This window comes from Trueperaceae bacterium, assembly GCA_036381595.1.
Taxonomy (GTDB): domain Bacteria; phylum Deinococcota; class Deinococci; order Deinococcales; family Trueperaceae; genus DASVCN01.
The window spans coordinates 1-17,899 of record DASVCN010000025.1 but is presented as its reverse complement, the minus strand read 5'-3'; the positions used below and the strand labels follow the sequence as shown (position 1 = coordinate 17,899).

The window sequence follows — 17,899 nt, the reverse complement described above, 5'->3', positions numbered from 1 at the left end:
GTACTCGTCGTCGAAGTCGTCGAGATCCAGATTGACGGAGGCTCGGTACCAGTCTTCGTAGACGGTGGCGCAGTAGGGGCAGCGAACCGTGATCCGTTCTGGGGGCGATGTCATGTCTGAACTCTACGGCAGAGATTCTGTCGCCGCTTCCGAACCCCGTGGAAGCACTCACTGATGGGCAAACGGATACCTCGAATGCTTGGTCGCTCGTGCCCCGTGCCTGCGCAGCACAGCCCACAAACTGGCTTGCTTACTGAACGGGTTCGGGCGGTTCGAATGGCAGTGTCACAGCCGGGAGCGGGGATGTCTTTTCACTATGCGGCCCACTGCATACGTATTGACTTTCGCCTGCTCCCGTCTTACACTGCGCGCTCATATCACTATGCGAGATGCCTCCTCCCCAACGTTCCGACATTCGAGCGAGAGCCCCCAGCACGGGACCTACGTGATCGCCTCAGCCTTGCGCACGCTTCGGGTCCTGCGAGCGTTCTCGGCGCCACCGCATCGACTCGGTCTTGCCGAAGTAGTCGAGAAGCTCGGCATCGAACGCAATCAGGCATATCGCTCCCTCAAGACACTGGAGGCGGGAGGGTTTCTATCGCCGACAGTGGACGCACGCTTCGAACTGGGGCCAGCTGCTTCGGAGCTGGCGACCGGCGCCACTCTCTTCGCCAGCGGATCGCTGGTCGAGGTAGCGGCGCCCTTGCTCGACCGTCTAAGTGAGCAAACCGGTGAGACAGTGCACCTGTTCATGCGCGTAGGGGATCGTGCGGTTTGTGTGGACAAGCGCGAGAGTCGGCAGAGTGTGCGTCTCGTTTCGGTGTTGGGACGTTCCTTGCCGTTGCACGCTGGGGCCGTACCCAAGGCGATTCTCGCCGCCCTTCCGGCCGAGGAACGAGCCGATGTCCTCGACCGTCTCGACCAACTACCTCTCTACACCGAACGAACGGTGCTCGATCGGGCACTGCTCGAGCTTGAGCTCGACGAGATCGCCTCGCGCGGCTACTCGGTATCGAACGAAGATTTCGACGCCTCTGCCCGCGGGGCAGGGGCTGCAATCGTAACTGCCGATGGCACAGTCTTCGGCGGTCTAAGCGTGGGGGGACCGTCGTTCCGTGTGACCGACGAGCTCATCGCACGCTTCGCTGAGCTCGTACGTGTCGCGGCGCAGGAGGTCTCACGCCGCCTCATTTTGAAGGGACACGACTGAAGGAGGTATTCCCACTTCGCCCTGAACTCGAGACGTCTCGACTCCACCGCATCCAGCGACATGAGGAAGGTACATGAACAGCAAACCGTATAACGGCTACAAGTCATTCCAGTATCTCGAGCCGCACGAGGACTACGTTCCCTATCCCCTGGCTCCTGAAGTCAACCGAGTACCGCCTTACCGGGTCGAAGTGGACACGGCTCAGGAGGAGCGTGTCCGCCGTCTTTTCGAAGAGAACCTCATAATCTCGTTGCACGACCACACCTTCGTCGCGCCCGAGGATCTCTCTCAGTTCATGGAGTTTCGCCGCCAAGGCCGTGACTGGACCGGTTACGAGGGCCTGAGCCGCTCGGGACTGGACGTTGTGTTCGACGCGTTGATGAACGGCACCGCGATGATCACGAGCCGCAACGGCTGGAAGTGGGAAGACGTCATCTTCGATCTGGGCATGCGCCTCTCCGATATCGCCCACCAGGAAATGGTCTTTTTGGCGACGACGGTCGGCGATTTGAGACGTGCGAAGCGGGAAGGGAAGATCGCTTTCGTTGTCTCCCTCGAGGGTGCAGCGATGATCGAGAACGAACTCGACCGGCTCGACATCCTCTACGGCTTAGGGGTGCGATCTGTGGGCATTGCCTACAGCGAGGGGAACGCACTGGGGGCCGGCCTCAAGGAGCCGCGTGACGGGGGGTTGACCGTCTTCGGGCGCAAGGCTGTAAGGCGGATGAACAAGCTGGGCATCGCCATCGACATCTCCCACTCCGGCGACCAGACCGCCCTCGACACGATCGAGGTGAGCGAAAAGCCGGTCTTCATCACCCATGCAGGGGCGCGCGCGCTCTGGAACTCCAAGCGGCTCAAGTCGGATGACGTCATAAAGGCATGCGCCGAGAAGGGAGGGGTCATCGGCATCGAGGCGGCTCCCCACACCACCATCACGAAGAAGCAGCCGCGCCACAGCATAGAGTCGTTCATGGAGCATTTCGAGTATTGCGCCGAGTTGGTTGGCATCGACCACGTCGCTTTCGGACCGGATGCGCTCTTCGGGGATCACGTGGGTCTCCACAAGGCTCTCACCGCCCAGCTTTCGATCAAGCATTCCAGGGGTGCAGAAGAGTATCCGCAGGTGGAGTACGTCGAAGGGTTGGAGAACCCGGCTGAAACCTTCCCCAACATCGGTCGCTGGCTCGTCAAGCACGGCTATTCGGACGAGGATATCGCCAAGGTGCTCGGCGGGAACATCATCCGCGTGCTGGAGGACGTCTGGTACTTCTGATGTCGAATCCCGTTCATGCCCTGAATTCTGCGCATCCCTACTCCCGTAATCCGCTCGGTACTCTCTGAGGAGGAAAAGATGAAATCGAAGCAATCGGTCTCTTACCTGGTGACCCTGGTCGTGCTCCTTGGCGCGCTCCTGGTCGGTTCCGGGGCACTCGCTCAAGGCGGCCGGGTGGTCCTGCCGATAGTCGATGACCCCATATTCAACCAGCTCCACCCGAACGCCTACGTCGAATCCGTGATGGTGAACCGGGTCCTCTTCAACGGTCTCGTCAAGCTGGGTAAGGACTTCGACACGGCGCCCGATCTCGCCGAGAGCTGGGAGGCCAGCGACGATGGCCTCACCTGGACCTTCCACCTTCGCGACGACGTCGTTTGGCACGACGGTGAGCCATTCACCGCCGATGACGTAATCTTCACGTTCGAGGAGGTGATCCTCAACCCCGAGGTGGGTGCCAACAACGCCCGGATCTACGCGAACGTCGAGGAGGTGGTGGCGGTTGACGACCATACGGTCGAGTTCCACCTCGCCAGTCCCTTCGCTTCCCTTGGCGTCAACCTCGCCTACAACACCCCGATATTGCCGGCTCACGTTCTGCGCGGAACCGATGTCATGAACAACAACGATTTCAACCGCCAGAACCCTGTCGGTACCGGTCCTTTCGCGCTCGCTCAGTATGAACCCGGCCAAAGGGTGGTGCTAGAGCCCAACGACGACTACTTCCTCGGGGCTCCAGTCCTGGACGAGGTCGTCTACGAGATCATCCCCGACCCCAACAGCCAGCTCGCCAGGTTGCTGGCCGGTGAACTCGACGTGATGATCATAGATAACCCGATAACCACTCAGCGTCTGCGTAACAACAACGCGTTGGAGATCACCACCAGCAATCAGCTCAATTACTACTGGGCCGGGCCAAACCTCAGCCGGACGCCGTTCGATCGAAAGGAGTTCCGTCAAGCGCTCTCCTACGCCATCGACCGTAAGGTCATGATCGAGAATGTTCTCCTGGGTTTCGCCAGCCCGGCGACAGGTCCCATCTCTCCGGTGCTGCAGACCTTCTACACCGACGACGTGCAGACCTACGACTACGACCCGGAGCGAGCCCGTGAACTGCTCGAAGAGGCTGGCTTCACCTTCGCCGATGACGGGACTGCCCTCCTCGACGGCGAGCCGTTCTCCTTCACCATCACCTACCCCAACGTGCAGGTCTTCGCCCAGGTGGGTACCTTGCTGCAGCAGTACTTCCGTGACATCGGTATCGGTACCGAGTTGCAGGGCCTGGAATTCAACAGCTTCGTTTCGGAAGCGCTCGTACCTCGCGACTTCGACATGCTTCTCGGCTGGTGGGTAACGCCGCCCGATCCCGACATCTTCCCGTACTACCACTCGTCCGCTGCCGAAGGCGGCAACAACGCCACGATGTACCGGAGCGACGAGGCCGATGCCCTGCTGCAACGCGGACGCGAAACGAGCGACCCGCAGGAGCGCGTTCAGATCTACCACGAGCTCCAGCAACTTCTCGCCGAGGACCTGCCCATGATCTACCTCTGGTACCCAGACGAGATCGTGGCGATGGACGCCAACCTCGAAGGGGTGCCCGAGGCGATAGGTTACCGGCCGGCACTGCAGTACATCCACGAGTGGCGCATGGAGTGAGTCCGATGGGTAGCAGAGCACAGGGACGAGCCGAGAGGAGCCGATGCCGTCCTTCCTGATCAAACGGCTGGCCCAGGCGGTGCTGGTGATCTGGCTGGTGAGTCTCATCACCTTCACGGTGGTGAATCTGGCGCCCGGCGGCCCCTCGATCCTCGCCAACATGTCGTTCAGCGAGGTCGAACGGGAGCGGATCGCCGCCGATTTCGGGCTCGACGCTCCCCTGCATCTGCGCTACCTGGCCTGGATCTCCTCAGCGCTCCGGCTCGACTTCGGAAGCTCCTACCAGTACAGCATGCCGGTCGGCGAACTCATCGCCGACCGGCTCCCCAACACACTGCTGCTCGGCGGTGCGGCGTTGCTGATCTCGGTCCTGGTAGGCATCCCGCTGGGGGTGCTGTCGGCCACCCGCCGTTACAGTGTGCTCGACTACCTGGCAACGACCTTCAGCTTCTTCGGGCTCTCGATACCCGCCTTCTGGCTTGGCATCCTCCTGATCATGCTCTTCGGCGTCACCCTCAACTGGTTGCCCACCGGCGGGCTCAGCGCGAGCCGCGGATTCGACCTGCTCGACCGTCTCACCCATCTGGTTCTGCCAGCTTCGGTGCTGGCGACGGTCACTTTGCCGAATATCGTGCGCTACACCCGCTCGAGCATGCTCCAGGTGCTGGGTCAGGATTACGTACGAACCGCCCGCGCCAAAGGGCTGGTCGACCGGGTCGTCCTTTACAAGCACACACTTCGCAACGCCCTCTTCCCGGTCGTCACGGTCATCGGACTACTGGTGCCGCAACTTCTGAGCGGTTCGGTGATTACGGAGCAGGTGTTCGCCTGGCCCGGCATGGGCAGGCTGGCCGTGCAGTCGGCGTTGGCGCGGGACTTCCCGCTGGTGATGGGGCTCAGCCTCGTCGCGTCCATCCTGGTGGTAATGACCAATCTCATCGTCGACATGTTCTACGCCCTGCTCGACCCAAGGGTGAAGCTCGAATGACCCGCCTCCTGGGAGCGCATCGGTTGCAGCTGCCCCGGTGGAGACCTGCCCCGTGAACACCGGAATAGCTGGTGCCATCACGGAGACGCCCGACGAGGCAGCCCCGGGACTCCGCAGCGGGAAGGCGCTCAGGCGGTTCCTGGCCAATCCGCTGTCGGTGGCCGGTGCCTGCTACCTGCTGCTGCTGATCGCGGTTGCCCTGCTCGCCCCCTTTCTCACCCCATACGATCCGATCACTACAGACCCAATCAACGCCTTCGCGCCTCCCTCGTCCGAGCACTGGCTGGGAACAGATGAGGTGGGCCGCGACGTGCTCACACGCCTGATATTCGGTGCGCGCACCTCACTGGCGGTGGGTTTCCTGGTGATGGTGCTTGGGGTCGTCACCGGGACCATCCTCGGTTCCCTCAGCGGCTACTACCGAGGCTGGGTGGACAGCGTGATCATGCGCTTCACCGACGCGGTGATGGCCATTCCGCTCTTTTTCCTGCTGCTGAGCGTTCTGGCCCTGTTCGGCACCTCTCCCCAAGCGGTGATCGTGGTGCTGGGCCTCACCTCCTGGATGGGTGTGGCCCGTGTCGTGCGCAGCGAGTTCATACGCTGGCGGGAGGCGACGTTCGTGGAGGCGGCCAGCGCCCTTGGGGCCCGTGCGCGGCGCATAATGCTCATCCACGTCCTCCCCCAGGCTATCCCCTCGATAATCGTGGCTGCCACCCTCGCTGTCGGCATCGCTATCCTGAACGAGTCCGCCCTCAGCTTCCTCGGCTTGGGGATCCAGCCTCCGCAACCGACCTGGGGCAACATGCTGATGAACTCCCAGCAGTACATCTGGACCAGCCCTCAGCTCGCCCTCTACCCCGGCATCGTGATCCTCCTTTCGGTGCTGTCGTTCAACTTCGTAGGCGATGGCCTACGTGACGCCCTAGATCCCACCTCCAGGTAAGACCGAAGACCTGCCGCGAGCTCACTGCTCGCTATCGAAAGGGAGCAACCCGAAGTGAACCAGATGAACGCATTCGTAGTCGAGTCGCACGGCGAGATCGACGACGTCGAGGTCAAGCAGTGGCCGAGGCCGGAACCGGCGCCAGATGAGGTCCGCCTCCAGGTGAAGGCCTGCGCCCTCAATCGCGCCGACCTGTCGCTCCTGCAGGGGCTAAGTGGGCCGGGAATACGGGAGAAGCACCTCCCCGTGATCCCTGGCGTCGACATCGCCGGGGTGATAGACGCGGCTGGCAGCGAGGCGCTCGAAGCTGGCTGGCGGCCCGGGCAGCCGGTGGTCGTCTACCCGGGGGTGTTCTGCGGCAAGTGCAGCTACTGCCGGGCCGGTGAAGAAACGATGTGCGACCACTACCAGATAATCGGGGAGGAGGTGAACGGTGGTCTTGCCGAGTTCGCGGTAGTACCGGCCCGCAACCTGAAGCTGGTGCCAGAGGGCTTCCCGCTCGTGGAAGCGGCAGCCGCTCCGGCCACCTTCACCACAGCCTGGCGGATGCTCATCAACCGGGGTGGGATGCAACCGGGCGACACAATCCTCATCGTGGGCGTCGGCTCCGGCGTCTCGACCGCGGCCGCTGCCATCGGTTCCCGCTTCGGCTGCCGCATCCTGGGCACCTCCCGAGACCCGGCCAAGGCAGAGAAGGCGCTCGAACTCGGTTTCGATGCGGTGCAGGTGGGTTACGAGCGGCCTTTCGACGAGTGGGTTCTCGAGGTCACCGATGGCCGGGGCGTCGACATAGTGGTGGACTCGGTGGGTGCGGCGACCTGGCGGCAGAGCATCCGGAGCCTCGCTCGGGGCGGCAAGCTGGTCATCTGCGGTGCCACCAGCGGCGACCAGCCCGATATCAGCATCCGCGAGATTTATCAGTTTCATCGGCAGATACTGGGCGCGCCGTGTGGCAACCTCCGGGAGTTCCATCGGGTGATGGACCTCGTCTTCGCGGGTCAGCTAAAGCCAGTGGTGGACAAGGTGTTCGACCTGGCCGATGCCAGAGAGGCCATGCGGCGGCTCAAGGGCCAGGATCAGTTCGGCAAGGTGGTAGTGGTTCCGTGAGCGGATTCGATCTGGTGGCCTTCGGCGACGTGGCGTTCCAACGCCCTATCTCGCGGTCGGCGGTCGGTCGCGTAGCCAGTTGGAAGGAACGCCTCTCGGCGGAATCTCCAGCACTCTTCTTCGGAAACCTCGAGATACCCCTCACCGATGGCGGCACGCCGTCAGATAAGCCTGTGGCGTTCCGTGGAGCACCAGCCGGTGCAGCCGACCTGGCGCAGATGGGTTTCGACGTCCTCTCGCTGGCGAACAACCACGCGCTCGACTACGGCGAAGCCGGACTTCGTGACACCATGGCTGCACTGTCGGAGAACCGGGTAGCCCACGTGGGTGCGGGCATCGGGGAGGAGTCGCTCAGTCCGCACTTCGTTACTATCGCGGGCACCAAGGTCGCCTTCGTCGCGCTCTGCGCGACCGTGCCCCGGGGCTACGCAGCCGGAGACGGACGGCTCGGTGTGGCGCCGCTGCGTGCCCATCAGGCCGTCTACGTGGACGGCGCGCTGTTCGACGAGCAACCTGGCACTGCGCCCTACATCCAGAGTTGGCCCCACGAACAGGACCTTCAGCGGGCGGAGGAACTGGTGCGCAGCGCAAGGGCCCAGGGTGCTGACCTCGTCGTTGCGGCTCTCCACTGGGGGGTGCCGCCCATGTGGCTGGCGCCCTATCAGGGCTTCCTCGCGGAGTACCAGCGGCCGATGGCCGAGCGCCTGGTGGCGGCGGGGGTGGACGTGATCTTCGGCCACCACCCGCACGTGCCGCACCCGTGGGAGTGGGTCGACGGGAAGCCGGTTTTCTGGAGTCTGGGGAACTTCATCTTCCAGCCGTATAGAGTCGAACATCCTCAGGACGGTCCTACAGCCCCGAATCTGCTCTCCGTCAAGCGTCCGCCGGAGACCGAGGAGGGTCTTGCGGTTCGGATACGGGTGAGCGAAAAAGCGATAAGCGGTATAGAAGTCGTCACCTTCGTACTGGACGAGGGCGGAGAACCGTGTCCGCCAAGTCCGCAGCGACACGCCGCGATCATGGAACGACTGCGGTCAGAAGATGAGCGCGGCGGCGGCGTACCGGTCGAGTGGCGCGGACTGGAGTAGCTGAGACAGGGCTACCAACCTGGGATATGAGGCGGGCGGCTATCTGACCGTCGCGTCCGCCTCCCGGAAGAAGGTCGACACCGTCGGCACGTCACCCTCGTAGTCGAGTGTGCCGTCGGGTAGGAGGAAGAGGTCGGTGAGTTCGAGGACCGGTTCGCCTTCCGTGTACGGGTCGGGAGCCAGCGCCCACATGTAGTAGCGGATCTCCGGTTCCACCTCGTTCTCGTAGTTCCAGTTGGCGTTGCAGTTGTCCTGGCTCCTGAAGATCTCGCTCGCGGGGATCAGCATCATCACCACACCCTCGACCGCGACCTGGCCTCGGGCCGGGAACGACGTCACGGCCCAAATACTCCTTCGCAGCTTTCCTTCTGATGAAGGCTAGGTAGCGGGGAATGTACTGCTCCATTTTCTTTCGCAATGAGGCAGTGCCGATGTCACCTCGAGAAAGCGAGTTGTCCATGCCAGCTTTCGTCTTTACGAGATCGGTTAGCCCGAGCTTGTAGTCGAGGACGGATACGTACTCTGCAGGGAAGTAGTCTTCGGTCGGTGAAGCCGGCCTCGTGCAGGGTTTTCCAGAACCTGTTGTTGCTGCCAGCGTAGTAATGACGGCGTGGCGCAGATTCATTGCCTACAGCTATGCGGCAGAAGACGATGTTTAGAGCTGGAGCTAGTACGTCTGGCAGCATCTGTGAACGAAATTTAGAGCGGGAGCACGAGAATCGATTGGAGTATGGCGACAGAGACCTGCTCGAATGTCTTCGCCGACGGCAATGTTCCAGGTAACTAGCCTGTTCCAAGAACTGGAACACGTGCTATAGTTGGAACAGAATGGATCTGACTGGCGAAGAGAACCTCCTCGACGCAGCTGTCAATCACCTCCGCAAACTTCCGGGCGCTAAGGTGACGATGGGCGAAAGAGAGGCTGCCGCCGATCGCACTCCCAATGTCAAAGCCGACGCGACGATCACTCTCAAAACCGCTTCCGGAGAACAGAAGTACCTGGCCGAAGTCAAGAAGGTGGATAAGCGCAGCCTCAGCGCGGTGCTGGCGCAGCTCGTTCATCATTCGCAGATGGCGGGATTGTCCCCCCTTCTAATCGCTAACCCCATCAGTGAGGCCCTAGTCGATACCCTCCTGCGCGAAGGAGTGCAGTTCGTCGATGGTGCGGGCAATATGTATCTCGAAAGCCCTGCCTTTCATGCTGTCGTCCGAGGGAGGACGGCAGAAAAGTTCCACACTACCGATCCGTTCACGCCGACCGGCTTAAAGGTTCTCTACGTACTCCTCGCCTACCCTGAACTTCGCCAGAGCACCTACCGCGAGATTGCGAAGATCAGTGGGGTTGGCTTGGGTTCGGTCAGTAGGACCATGAACAGCTTGCTCAGGGAAGGTCACCTCATCAAAGGGCCCTCAGGCGCTATCCACGTTAGAGACTTCCGGAACCTGCTCGAGCGATGGGAACTCGGCTACCTGGAAACACTCAGACAACGACTCCAACCCAGTAGTTGGCGAGTCACCACGATCGACCGTGAAACACTACTTCATTCGTTGCCAAGCGACGTGCTGGTAGGTGGCGAAGAAGCGGCTGCTGCGCTAACCGGTTATCTGAAGCCGGAAACGGTCACGCTTCACTGCGACAAGAGGCGTCAGCAGGACTTGCGTGTCGAGCTGAGGCTACTGCCCACATCAGAGAACGCAGACGTCCATATCCTCTCGCCGCTGAAACCAGTTGACCGATACGTGCCAGCAGGGGCGCACACCGAGTTCGCACTCGCCCACCCGATCCTGGTACGGGCAGAGCTTCTTTCGCTCGGCGGTGATCGCCTTCGTGAAGTGGCAGGCCGCCTTCTTGAGGACGTAATTCTCAGGGAGCAATCTCATGCCAACTGAGGAGGAAGAGAAAATGCTGCAGGAGGTCCTTCGCGTTGCGGGAGAAGCGGATGCGCCGGCGCTGGCAGTCGGTGCAAACGCCCGCTTTCTTGTCCTCGACGAGAGGTACGGGTTACCACTGCGGCGACTGACACAAGATTGGGACTTCGCGGTGCGCCTCGAGAGCTGGCAAGGGTACCAGAAGTTAGCTGCAGCGCTTACCCAAGACGGTGCCTTTCTTCGAACGGATCCCCATCGGTTCGTACACTCAGGTACTAAGATTCCAATCGATTTGATTCCATTAGGGGAACTCGCCGGCGCCGAAAAGAGGATTGAGTGGCCGGAGACCGGGCGGAGCATGAACGTCCTGGGATTCGACGAGGCCTTTCAGCATGCAGAAGAAGTAGAACTCGCAGGAGAACGGATCATGGTAGCAACGCCGCCATGGCATGTCGCGCTCAAACTGTTCGCTTACTCCGACCGGGCTGCCGAGAGGGACTTGGCGGATATCGAGTTCATTCTCGAGAATGCCACTGAAGTCCTCTCGGAACGGGTCTTCGATGAACTCTCCAGCGAGTTGGCGGACGGGCACCTCCAATACGATGAGACAGGCCCCTACCTCCTTGCGTGTGACCTGCGTCGGCAGTCGTCGACAATGGTGATCGCCGGTCTGTTGGACGTCCTGTCGGGACTGCTCGATGAGGCTGACCACCTGTCGTTGAGACGGCATCTCCTGGGCAACGTAATCGAGAAAATCAGGAGGCGATCTTGGATGGGATTGTGCGCCGCTTTGAGGCTTTCAGGCGAGGGTTGCGGAAGCCAAAGCACTGAGGCGTAGCCTACAAAGTGGTGTGGGAAGGAGCGAAGCGTAGTTCTAGATCAACCGCTCCTGGCGCAGGGCCTGATTCGAGGCGGAGACCGACCGCCCAGTCTCGAGCCAGCAGAGGTAACGCACGAACGATAATCCTCGTCTCCTGCGCTGGAAGCAAGCTCGGTAGGCCAGCGAAGGCGCAGGACCTCTACGTTTCGCCGCTCTTTCGCAGATCGCGGCACAGCTGGTGAGAATGTCGGAAGCGTCTGATCCTGAATCGACGTCTAACATTACTCACTACCGGGGAAAATTCGATCGACTCTATGGTCAGATCAATCAGTCGTGTTCAGGTTGTGCCAGAACTTCGACCGATCTGACTTCGAACCGTGAAACAGTCAGGAGCTCTCCTTTCGGGCCGTCGAGCGACGAGATCCACCGGGTCAGGTATCGCCTTGCTGACCCCGCGAAGGGCGACTAGCTCGATCCGCCCGCAAGAGGCGCATCCTCGTTGCCGTCGCAACTTCCCGGGCTTCGTTTGCCTCCTCCACAGACCGGAAGGGGTAGACGCCTGGCTCGAAGAGAGGGGGCAGGTTGGCTGGCACCAGCGAAGCAAGTTCGAGCATTCGCTCCAGCGCCACCGCTGGGTTCGGCCGCTGAACCAGCCGATCCTCGGCTTGCTCGATCGAGGAGTATCGCTCCAGAGGCATCAGTCGTCCTCCTCCCCTGAGTCCCAGCTCGAGCCGAAGGCCTGAGCCAGCCGTCGTGCGTCTTCCCGGTCCCTGGCCCCGGTCCGGTGCTTCATCGCGTAAAGGCTCTCCGGTGTTGCCACTCTCACCGGAACGCCCTCTAAATCCAGTTCCAACCATTCCGCGTCCTGGAAGGCGAATGCCGTACCAAGCCGGGCGATGAGGTCCAGGGGTGCGTTGCCTCCCGGGGGAACGTATCGGACAACAGGGTACTTCCCCGCCAGTTCCGCAGCTTCTATCTTCTCGACTTCCGGATCGGCATAGATCGAGCGGAGGGCGCTCCTCAGGCGATTGACGTTGTCGGCGCTCGGGTCCAGTAGCAGGTCGATGTCTTCTGTAGCCCGCACAAGACCGTGAAGGTTGAGGGCAAGCCCGCCGATGAGCACGTAATCGACGTCGGCTTCCCAGAGTGCCCGCAACAAGCTCACGATCTGGCCGCGATCCACTCACTGATAATGTCACGGGCTCGGTACATCCGGCCATCGGGTGCTGCTGTCCACGGGCATCACGCTAGAGTGGACGTATGGCCAGCCACAAGATTGGGCGCAACGAGCCGTGTCCCTGCGGCAGCGGGAAAAAGTACAAGAAGTGCTGCCTGGGGAAGGAGATCGAGCCGGTACCGAATCGCGCGCGGGAGTTCAACGAGGAGATCGCGCATATCATGGATGGTCGTGAGTTCCAGTCGATTGACGAGGCACAGGAGCTGCTCGATCGTCTGACCGAGATGCGTAACCATGCGCCCTTGGAGGATTTCCAGGGGTTGTCGCCGGAGCAGATGATGCGGATGCTCCACTTCCCGTTCGAGTCGCCGGAGGTGCTGAGCTTCGGCGAGGTCCTGGATCACGAGGTGGAGGCGCCGATCTTGGAGCTCGTTCGTGTGATTCTCGAGGCCGTGGGCGAGGATGGTCTGAAGGCGACGGCCAAGGGCAATCTGCCGCGCGCCCTGTGCAGGGAGGCAGCAGAACGATGGACGAACACAGTGGAGTACCGTTGGTGGAAGGAGCCGGGCGACATTCGGAAGGAGGAGGACTTCCCGGAACTCAACGCGGCCAGGATCACCGCCGAGCTGGCCGGGCTGCTGCGCCGTCAGAAAGGAAAGTTCTACCTCACGCAAAGGTGCAAGCGCTCCCTCGCCGAAAGTGGCTATCGTGAGATCTATCCCCTGCTCCTCCGCTCTTACGCCACCGAGTTCAACTGGGCCTACCGGGACAACTACCCGGATGGCCTCGACCTGATTCAGCAGTCGTTCGCCTTCACCCTCTATCTGCTGGCCAGGCGCGGCTCGAGCGCGAGGTCGAACGGCGACTACGAGTCGTGGTTCCAGAGAGCCTATCCCGATCTCCTTCATCAGGTGGATGCGAACTATTCGTATCGCTCCGCGGAGGAGTTGGTTGCCGATTGCTATACCCTGCGTGCCCTGGTGCGCTTCGCTCACTTCCTGGGGCTCGCTAGGGTTGAGCCGGTGAGCGACAGCCAGTTCGAGCGTGAGTACCTGGTGGAGAAGTTGCCGCTGCTCGACGAGTGTGTGCGCTTCGAACCGTGGACGCTGCGGGCGGCAAGCCTGGACGCGTAGAGCGGCGAGGGGCGGATGAGAATCCGCGCCTGTACTTCAAAATTTCATGAGATTTCGAAGTTGGGGTTCACATTTTTCGCGACTGGGACGAGGTCGAGCACCACCCGCTCGCCGGTAAGCTCCCACTTCTCCAGCTTCTCGGCCGACAGCTAAACGCCCAGTCCAGGTGGGATGCGCCGACTATCAGGGGTGAGTTCGGAAGGAAAGCTTTCGGTTCGAGCATCCCGACTTGCGACTTGCGGTAAGTGCTGGGCGGTTGCCCCGACTAGTATCGCTGACTCAGTCAAACCCGCTTGGCGAAATGGAAATTGACGATCTCGAGTCCCTCACGGTGGTAGAAGCGGTGGGCCGATCGCCGTTGGGTGCCGGAGTCGAGGTGCAACTCGTTGCAGCCGGCTCCCCGGGCTCGTTCCGTGAGCCAGTCGACGAGGACTTTTCCGCTTCCCGTCGAACGGTGAGCAGGAGCGGTTACGAGGTCATCGACGTAGAGAATCCTGCCATAGGCGAGGAATTCCGATATTCGGAATCCGGCCACAGCTAGGACTTCGCCGTTGCGGTGGAGATACGCCAGCCGGTAACCTTCGCGCTCCTGCCTTCGCACCCGCTCCAGAAAGGACGTTTCCTCGAGGTGAGTTCGAAGCTCTCGCATGATCGGGTAGCAGCGGAGTATCTCGTCGTCGGTGCTGGCGAGTCTGACGGTGGCGACCACGGGGGCAGAGTAGCGCATTCGCAACAGGAGGCACGAACCCGTGCCAGGGGCGTACTTGTCTATCGGGTGCGCAACAACCTCGGCTGGCTCTGCCGCCCGTCCCGCTCTCTACCCTCACAACCTCTGGAGGTGCGTGTCCTTGAATCCCGTCGGATACTTGAGCCCGTATCCCACGGTCCGGTCCATGCCGATGTGCGCCAGCCAGATGAGGCCAACATGGGCAAGGACGGGTGCTTGCAGTAGGTAGGAGAGTGCCAGCAGCAGGGCCGGCAGGGGGTAGGCGTGGAACAGGTCGTATACGAGAGCTCCGATGCGCGGGCCGGCCAGGTAACCCAGCATCGAGAGGTCGGCGGCCAGCAGCAGGATTAGGAACAGCGGCCAACTTCCGCCCGTGGAGAAGTAGGCGGCCGTTGCCCCGGCGAAGAGAACGGCTCCTTCCAGGTGCAGGAGCAGGCGCGGGGTGGATAGATCTCGTGGCGAAGCGGACTTCTCGTCCTGACGGCGGGATTCGTTCATGGGCCCTGCATCGTAGTCGATTTCCGGCCACCGACGTTGGTGGCAGCCAGTAAGTCGAACCGATTGAGTGACGGGTAGTATCGGAAACGTCGACAGTGCAGGAGCGATGGCGAAGATGACGATTGGAGCCCTCGAATGACCAGTAACGGCAAACCCTTGCCACTTGAGATGACTGCCGCGCGGATCCTGGCGCCGAACCAGGTAGCGGTCGAGCGACTGGAGTTGCCGAAGCCCGCCGCCGGCGAGGTGCTCATCGAGGTTGCCCGGGCAGGCGTGTGCGGAACGGATATCCACATCCTGCGCGGGCAGTATGAGCTCGCCAGGCTACCCGTCACGCCTGGTCACGAGTTCGCGGGAACTGTCGTGGCGGTCGGCGAGGGAGTACTCAGGCGCAGGGTTGGGGACCGCGTTACCGTCGATCCCAACGTCGCCTGTCTGACTTGCGACGAGTGTCTGCGCGGCGCTTTCAACCAGTGCGTCGACCTCCAGGCGATCGGCGTCACGCGTGACGGGGCCTTCGCCCGCTACCTGGTGGCGCCCGAGCGCAGCGTCTACCCGATCGGTGACCTGTCGTTCGAGGTCGCTGCGCTGATCGAGCCGCTCGCCTGCGTGGCCTGGGGGCTGTGTCGGCTCACCTTGCCTAGTGGATACAGCGCCTTGATCTACGGCGCAGGGCCGATGGGCTGTCTTCTGTTGCAGGCGCTCAGAACGGCCGGAGCGGTTAGGGTCGCGATGGTCGACGTGGTCGAGAGCCGACTCGCGATCGCCAAGGAGTTGGGAGCCGACGCTGCGCTCACACCCGACGAAGCACGCCGCCTCGACACTTTCGCTCCCTCCGGCTTCGAACTGGTGGTCGACGCCACCGGTGTCCCCTCGGTCCTGGAGGCCGCCATGGCTCGAGTCCGCCCAGCCGGCACGATATGGGTGTTCGGGGTTGCGCCCGAGGTGTCCCGGATCTCCGTCTCCCCGTACCAGCTCTTCCGCAGAGACCTCACTCTGATGGGCTCTTTCGCCGTGAACCGAACCTTCCCGGAGGCCATATCGCTGATCCGTTCCGGCGCGGTCCGCACCGAACCATTGATCTCGCATGTGCTTCCCATCGAGGAGTTCCGTGAGGGGCTGGAGGTCGCCCAGCACGATCCGAGTCGCATGAAGGTGCAGTTCAGCCTGGACGGTACGCGGTGACTTCGATCTGGAGCGGGGCCCCCCTCACCAACTCCAGGCCGGCGCTCGAGCATCCTCGACCAGCAGCTCCGCCGTTCCGGAATCGACATCCAGAATCCAGATGTCGGGATCGACGAGGTCGAAGCCGCTGTCGCTGATGTCGGTCGCCAGTTCGAAGGCGATCTGCTGCCCGTCGGGGGAGAGGCTGAAGCGCCCGGCGAACTCGGCGCTGGTGCTCAGGTCGGTGAGGGCGACGGCGTTCGCGTCACCGAACCGGTAGCGGTAGAGGTCCGAGTGGCCGGTCGCGTCGTCGTACACGCCGTCGGTGAGCGAGAAGACGAACCCGGAGCCGTCGGGGAGCCAGGCCAGGTCCAGCACCTGTTCGAAGGAGTCGTTCAGCGTCAGTATCGGGTCGCCCGCACTCGTGCTGCCCTTCTCAACGAGGTAGATGGCGGCGACGCCGTCGAAGGAGTCGCTGCCGAAGTAGAGCATGCTGTCGGCCGTCTCCGGGGTGGGGCCCCACGAGAGGTGGTCGGTGTAGCCGGGCAGGATGGCGTCCTCGGCGAGTAGCGCCGTACCGAACTCGAGCGGTCCCGGTTCCACGGGGAGGCTGGTGAACGAGTTGAAGTTGTAGATGAACCCTACTTCGTTGCCGGTTCGACTCCAGGTGGGCGAGCGCGCTTCCCAGAATGTGGACGGCGTGTAGACGGACGCTTCCGAGGTCGTCACCGTCGAGTTCTCCGCAACGTCGACGATCGTCGAGAAGCTGATCTCCCGGTTCGGCCCGACGATGACGGTTCCGACCTGCTGCCAGTCCTCGCCGTCACCCACGTCGGCTACGTTATCGAACGTAACCATGCCGCTGCCGTTCGCCGGCAGGTTGACCGCCTCGATGCTGGCCGCGCCCTGGAAGTACATGAAGCCGGAGAAGGAGTCGAGACCCCAGTTCTTGACCGGCACCTGCACCGTTCCCTGAGGGAAGTTGTCGAGTTGCTCGCAGGCCGGTGCCTGGGTGACCCGGCTGTAGCCGCTGCCATCGGAGCCTACGTAGAAGATGTCGGAGGCGAACAGCGAGCACCAGTTCTCGTGGGTGCTGGCGAACGCCAGCCTGGTGGCCGACGTGTTCCACTCCATGCTCCAGACGTCGTATACCGATTCGGGATCGGCGAGGCCGTGGGCCCATAACCGGCGGTCGTTGCTGCCGTCCGGGTCGATCAAGCGGATCTCGTCGCCCCCTGCGGCGACGTAGGCGATGACGTTACTTGCCGGAGCCGGTTCCGGAGCATAGTCGATCGTCCCGCTGCCGCCGCCGTCGTTGCCTCGGCCGGGCGTCGTTTGGCCACAGGCCACCAGGGCAATGACCAGGAGTGCCGTCATTGGCAGTCGTCGCAGGTTCAGATTCGCTTCTCTCATCACTCCTCCTCCTTACGTTCCATCCGTCGTTCGAGCGCCGCCGTCAACAGTGCTAGCGACGCGAAACCGTAGCGGGCGCCGGTGTGAGGGTCCTCGAGGCTGAAGCGCCAGGAAGACAGACAGGGATCCTCGGCGGAATCCTCGTCGCCCAGCCGCTCCTCCCAACCCCGAAGCAGGTAGGCGAACGCGCCTTCGCTTTTCGGTCCGCTCATTGGGTCTCCCTGTCGTTGCGCTTCCGCTGCGGTCAAGAGGAGTCTAGTTACGCGTCGTAAACGGATCGTAAAACCGCTGCCGAAGCCTTGAAGCAACGCTCTGAAGGGGATCGCCTGAGTGGTAAAGTGCGGTGCCGAAAGTTGGAGGCGAGTCGACTGACACCGCTGAGAGTGATGCTCCTGGGGGAGGCGCGGCTCGAGCTGGGCGGGGCGGCGCTAGCTCTTCCCGCCAAGGCCACCGCACTCTTGTGCTATCTGGCTGTGCGCCCGCAAAGACACAGCCGCGAAGCTTTGCTCGACCTGTTGTGGGGTGACCTGGTGGGCGGCGATCCGGCCGCCAACCTGCGGGTCGCCCTCAGCAAGCTGCGGAAGACGGTGGGGCACTATTTCGATATCGAACGGGAGCACGTTTCGATCCGGGCCGAAGCACCCCTCTTCCTCGACGCCCGCAGCTTCGAGGAGCTCATCGGCCGGGGTTCGTACGACGAAGCGGCCCGGCTCTACCGAGGGGACTTCATGTCCGGCTTCCGGCTGCCGGATGCGCCCGCTTTCGAGGAGTGGATGCTCGTCGAGCGGGAGCGGCTGCGCCAGCACGCCCGCGAGTGCCACCGGGCG

At 62.4% G+C, this 17,899-nt stretch carries 18 protein-coding genes; 12 read left to right on the top strand and 6 right to left on the bottom strand.

The genetic code is table 11. The features are described from left to right. The first annotated feature begins 460 nt into the window (after positions 1 to 460). The 7 genes from VF168_09120 (at position 461) to VF168_09090 (ending at position 8,271) form a co-directional block, all read left to right on the top strand. Positions 461 to 1,210 (top strand): IclR family transcriptional regulator, encoded by a 750-nt coding sequence (locus VF168_09120; protein ID HEX7004334.1) that lies wholly within the window; start codon positions 461 to 463, stop codon positions 1,208 to 1,210. Positions 1,211 to 1,283: 73 nt separating this feature from the next. Next, a complete protein-coding gene (locus VF168_09115; GenBank protein ID HEX7004333.1) occupies positions 1,284 to 2,486 on the top strand; it encodes a membrane dipeptidase in 1,203 nt (400 codons plus the stop codon). A gap of 78 nt (positions 2,487 to 2,564) precedes the next feature. Beyond that, the gene (locus VF168_09110) at positions 2,565 to 4,145 is read left to right on the top strand and encodes an ABC transporter substrate-binding protein (GenBank protein ID HEX7004332.1); all 1,581 of its coding nucleotides are present in this window, start codon (positions 2,565 to 2,567) and stop codon (positions 4,143 to 4,145) included. A 43-nt stretch (positions 4,146 to 4,188) separates the two neighbouring features. Then, positions 4,189 to 5,133, top strand: coding sequence for an ABC transporter permease (locus VF168_09105; GenBank protein HEX7004331.1), 945 nt, complete (start codon positions 4,189 to 4,191; stop codon positions 5,131 to 5,133). 52 nt (positions 5,134 to 5,185) lie between these two features. Beyond that, on the top strand, positions 5,186 to 6,076 hold the full coding sequence (locus VF168_09100; protein ID HEX7004330.1) for an ABC transporter permease: 891 nt from the start codon (positions 5,186 to 5,188) through the stop codon (positions 6,074 to 6,076). Positions 6,077 to 6,139: 63 nt separating this feature from the next. Continuing rightward, on the top strand, positions 6,140 to 7,183 hold the full coding sequence (locus tag VF168_09095) for a zinc-binding dehydrogenase (protein ID HEX7004329.1): 1,044 nt from the start codon (positions 6,140 to 6,142) through the stop codon (positions 7,181 to 7,183). After that, complete coding sequence (locus tag VF168_09090) at positions 7,180 to 8,271, top strand: CapA family protein (protein ID HEX7004328.1); 1,092 nt, start codon at positions 7,180 to 7,182, stop codon at positions 8,269 to 8,271. Before VF168_09095 ends, VF168_09090 begins: the two co-directional genes overlap by 4 nt. A gap of 39 nt (positions 8,272 to 8,310) precedes the next feature. Here VF168_09090 and VF168_09085 read toward each other — a convergent pair whose 3' ends face one another. Next, positions 8,311 to 8,610, bottom strand: a complete 300-nt coding sequence (locus VF168_09085) for a hypothetical protein (GenBank protein ID HEX7004327.1) — start codon at positions 8,608 to 8,610, stop codon at positions 8,311 to 8,313. Between the two features lie 489 nt (positions 8,611 to 9,099). Between VF168_09085 and VF168_09080 the strand changes: the two genes are divergently transcribed. After that, positions 9,100 to 10,161: a type IV toxin-antitoxin system AbiEi family antitoxin gene (locus VF168_09080; GenBank protein ID HEX7004326.1), complete on the top strand. Its 1,062-nt coding sequence runs from the start codon at positions 9,100 to 9,102 to the stop codon at positions 10,159 to 10,161. Continuing rightward, entirely contained in the window at positions 10,151 to 10,978 is an 828-nt protein-coding gene (locus VF168_09075; GenBank protein ID HEX7004325.1) for a nucleotidyl transferase AbiEii/AbiGii toxin family protein, read from the top strand. The genes VF168_09080 and VF168_09075 overlap by 11 nt, the downstream gene beginning before the upstream one ends. A 679-nt stretch (positions 10,979 to 11,657) precedes the next feature. On the opposite strand, the gene VF168_09070 is transcribed toward VF168_09075, so the two are convergent. Beyond that, positions 11,658 to 12,143: a nucleotidyl transferase AbiEii/AbiGii toxin family protein gene (locus tag VF168_09070; GenBank protein HEX7004324.1), complete on the bottom strand. Its 486-nt coding sequence runs from the start codon at positions 12,141 to 12,143 to the stop codon at positions 11,658 to 11,660. Between the two features lie 77 nt (positions 12,144 to 12,220). Here VF168_09070 and VF168_09065 point away from each other — a divergent pair, with 77 nt between their 5' ends. Then, positions 12,221 to 13,270 (top strand): SEC-C metal-binding domain-containing protein, encoded by a 1,050-nt coding sequence (locus VF168_09065; protein ID HEX7004323.1) that lies wholly within the window; start codon positions 12,221 to 12,223, stop codon positions 13,268 to 13,270. A 283-nt stretch (positions 13,271 to 13,553) separates the two neighbouring features. On the opposite strand, the gene VF168_09060 is transcribed toward VF168_09065, so the two are convergent. Together VF168_09060 and VF168_09055 are read right to left on the bottom strand one after the other, a co-directional pair. Beyond that, entirely contained in the window at positions 13,554 to 13,979 is a 426-nt protein-coding gene (locus VF168_09060) for a GNAT family N-acetyltransferase (protein ID HEX7004322.1), read from the bottom strand. Positions 13,980 to 14,093: 114 nt separating this feature from the next. After that, positions 14,094 to 14,495 carry a DUF4260 domain-containing protein gene (locus VF168_09055; GenBank protein ID HEX7004321.1) on the bottom strand — a complete coding sequence of 134 codons (402 nt, stop codon included), beginning with the start codon at positions 14,493 to 14,495 and terminating at the stop codon, positions 14,094 to 14,096. A gap of 168 nt (positions 14,496 to 14,663) precedes the next feature. Here VF168_09055 and VF168_09050 point away from each other — a divergent pair, with 168 nt between their 5' ends. Next, positions 14,664 to 15,680 (top strand): zinc-dependent alcohol dehydrogenase family protein, encoded by a 1,017-nt coding sequence (locus VF168_09050; protein HEX7004320.1) that lies wholly within the window; start codon positions 14,664 to 14,666, stop codon positions 15,678 to 15,680. A 24-nt stretch (positions 15,681 to 15,704) separates the two neighbouring features. On the opposite strand, the gene VF168_09045 is transcribed toward VF168_09050, so the two are convergent. After that, entirely contained in the window at positions 15,705 to 17,072 is a 1,368-nt protein-coding gene (locus VF168_09045) for a hypothetical protein (protein ID HEX7004319.1), read from the bottom strand. Continuing rightward, positions 17,072 to 17,284 carry a hypothetical protein gene (locus VF168_09040; GenBank protein ID HEX7004318.1) on the bottom strand — a complete coding sequence of 71 codons (213 nt, stop codon included), beginning with the start codon at positions 17,282 to 17,284 and terminating at the stop codon, positions 17,072 to 17,074. The genes VF168_09045 and VF168_09040 overlap by 1 nt, the downstream gene beginning before the upstream one ends. A gap of 141 nt (positions 17,285 to 17,425) precedes the next feature. Between VF168_09040 and VF168_09035 the strand changes: the two genes are divergently transcribed. Beyond that, positions 17,426 to 17,899 (top strand): hypothetical protein (locus VF168_09035; protein ID HEX7004317.1); only part of this gene is annotated, 474 nt, incomplete at its 3' end.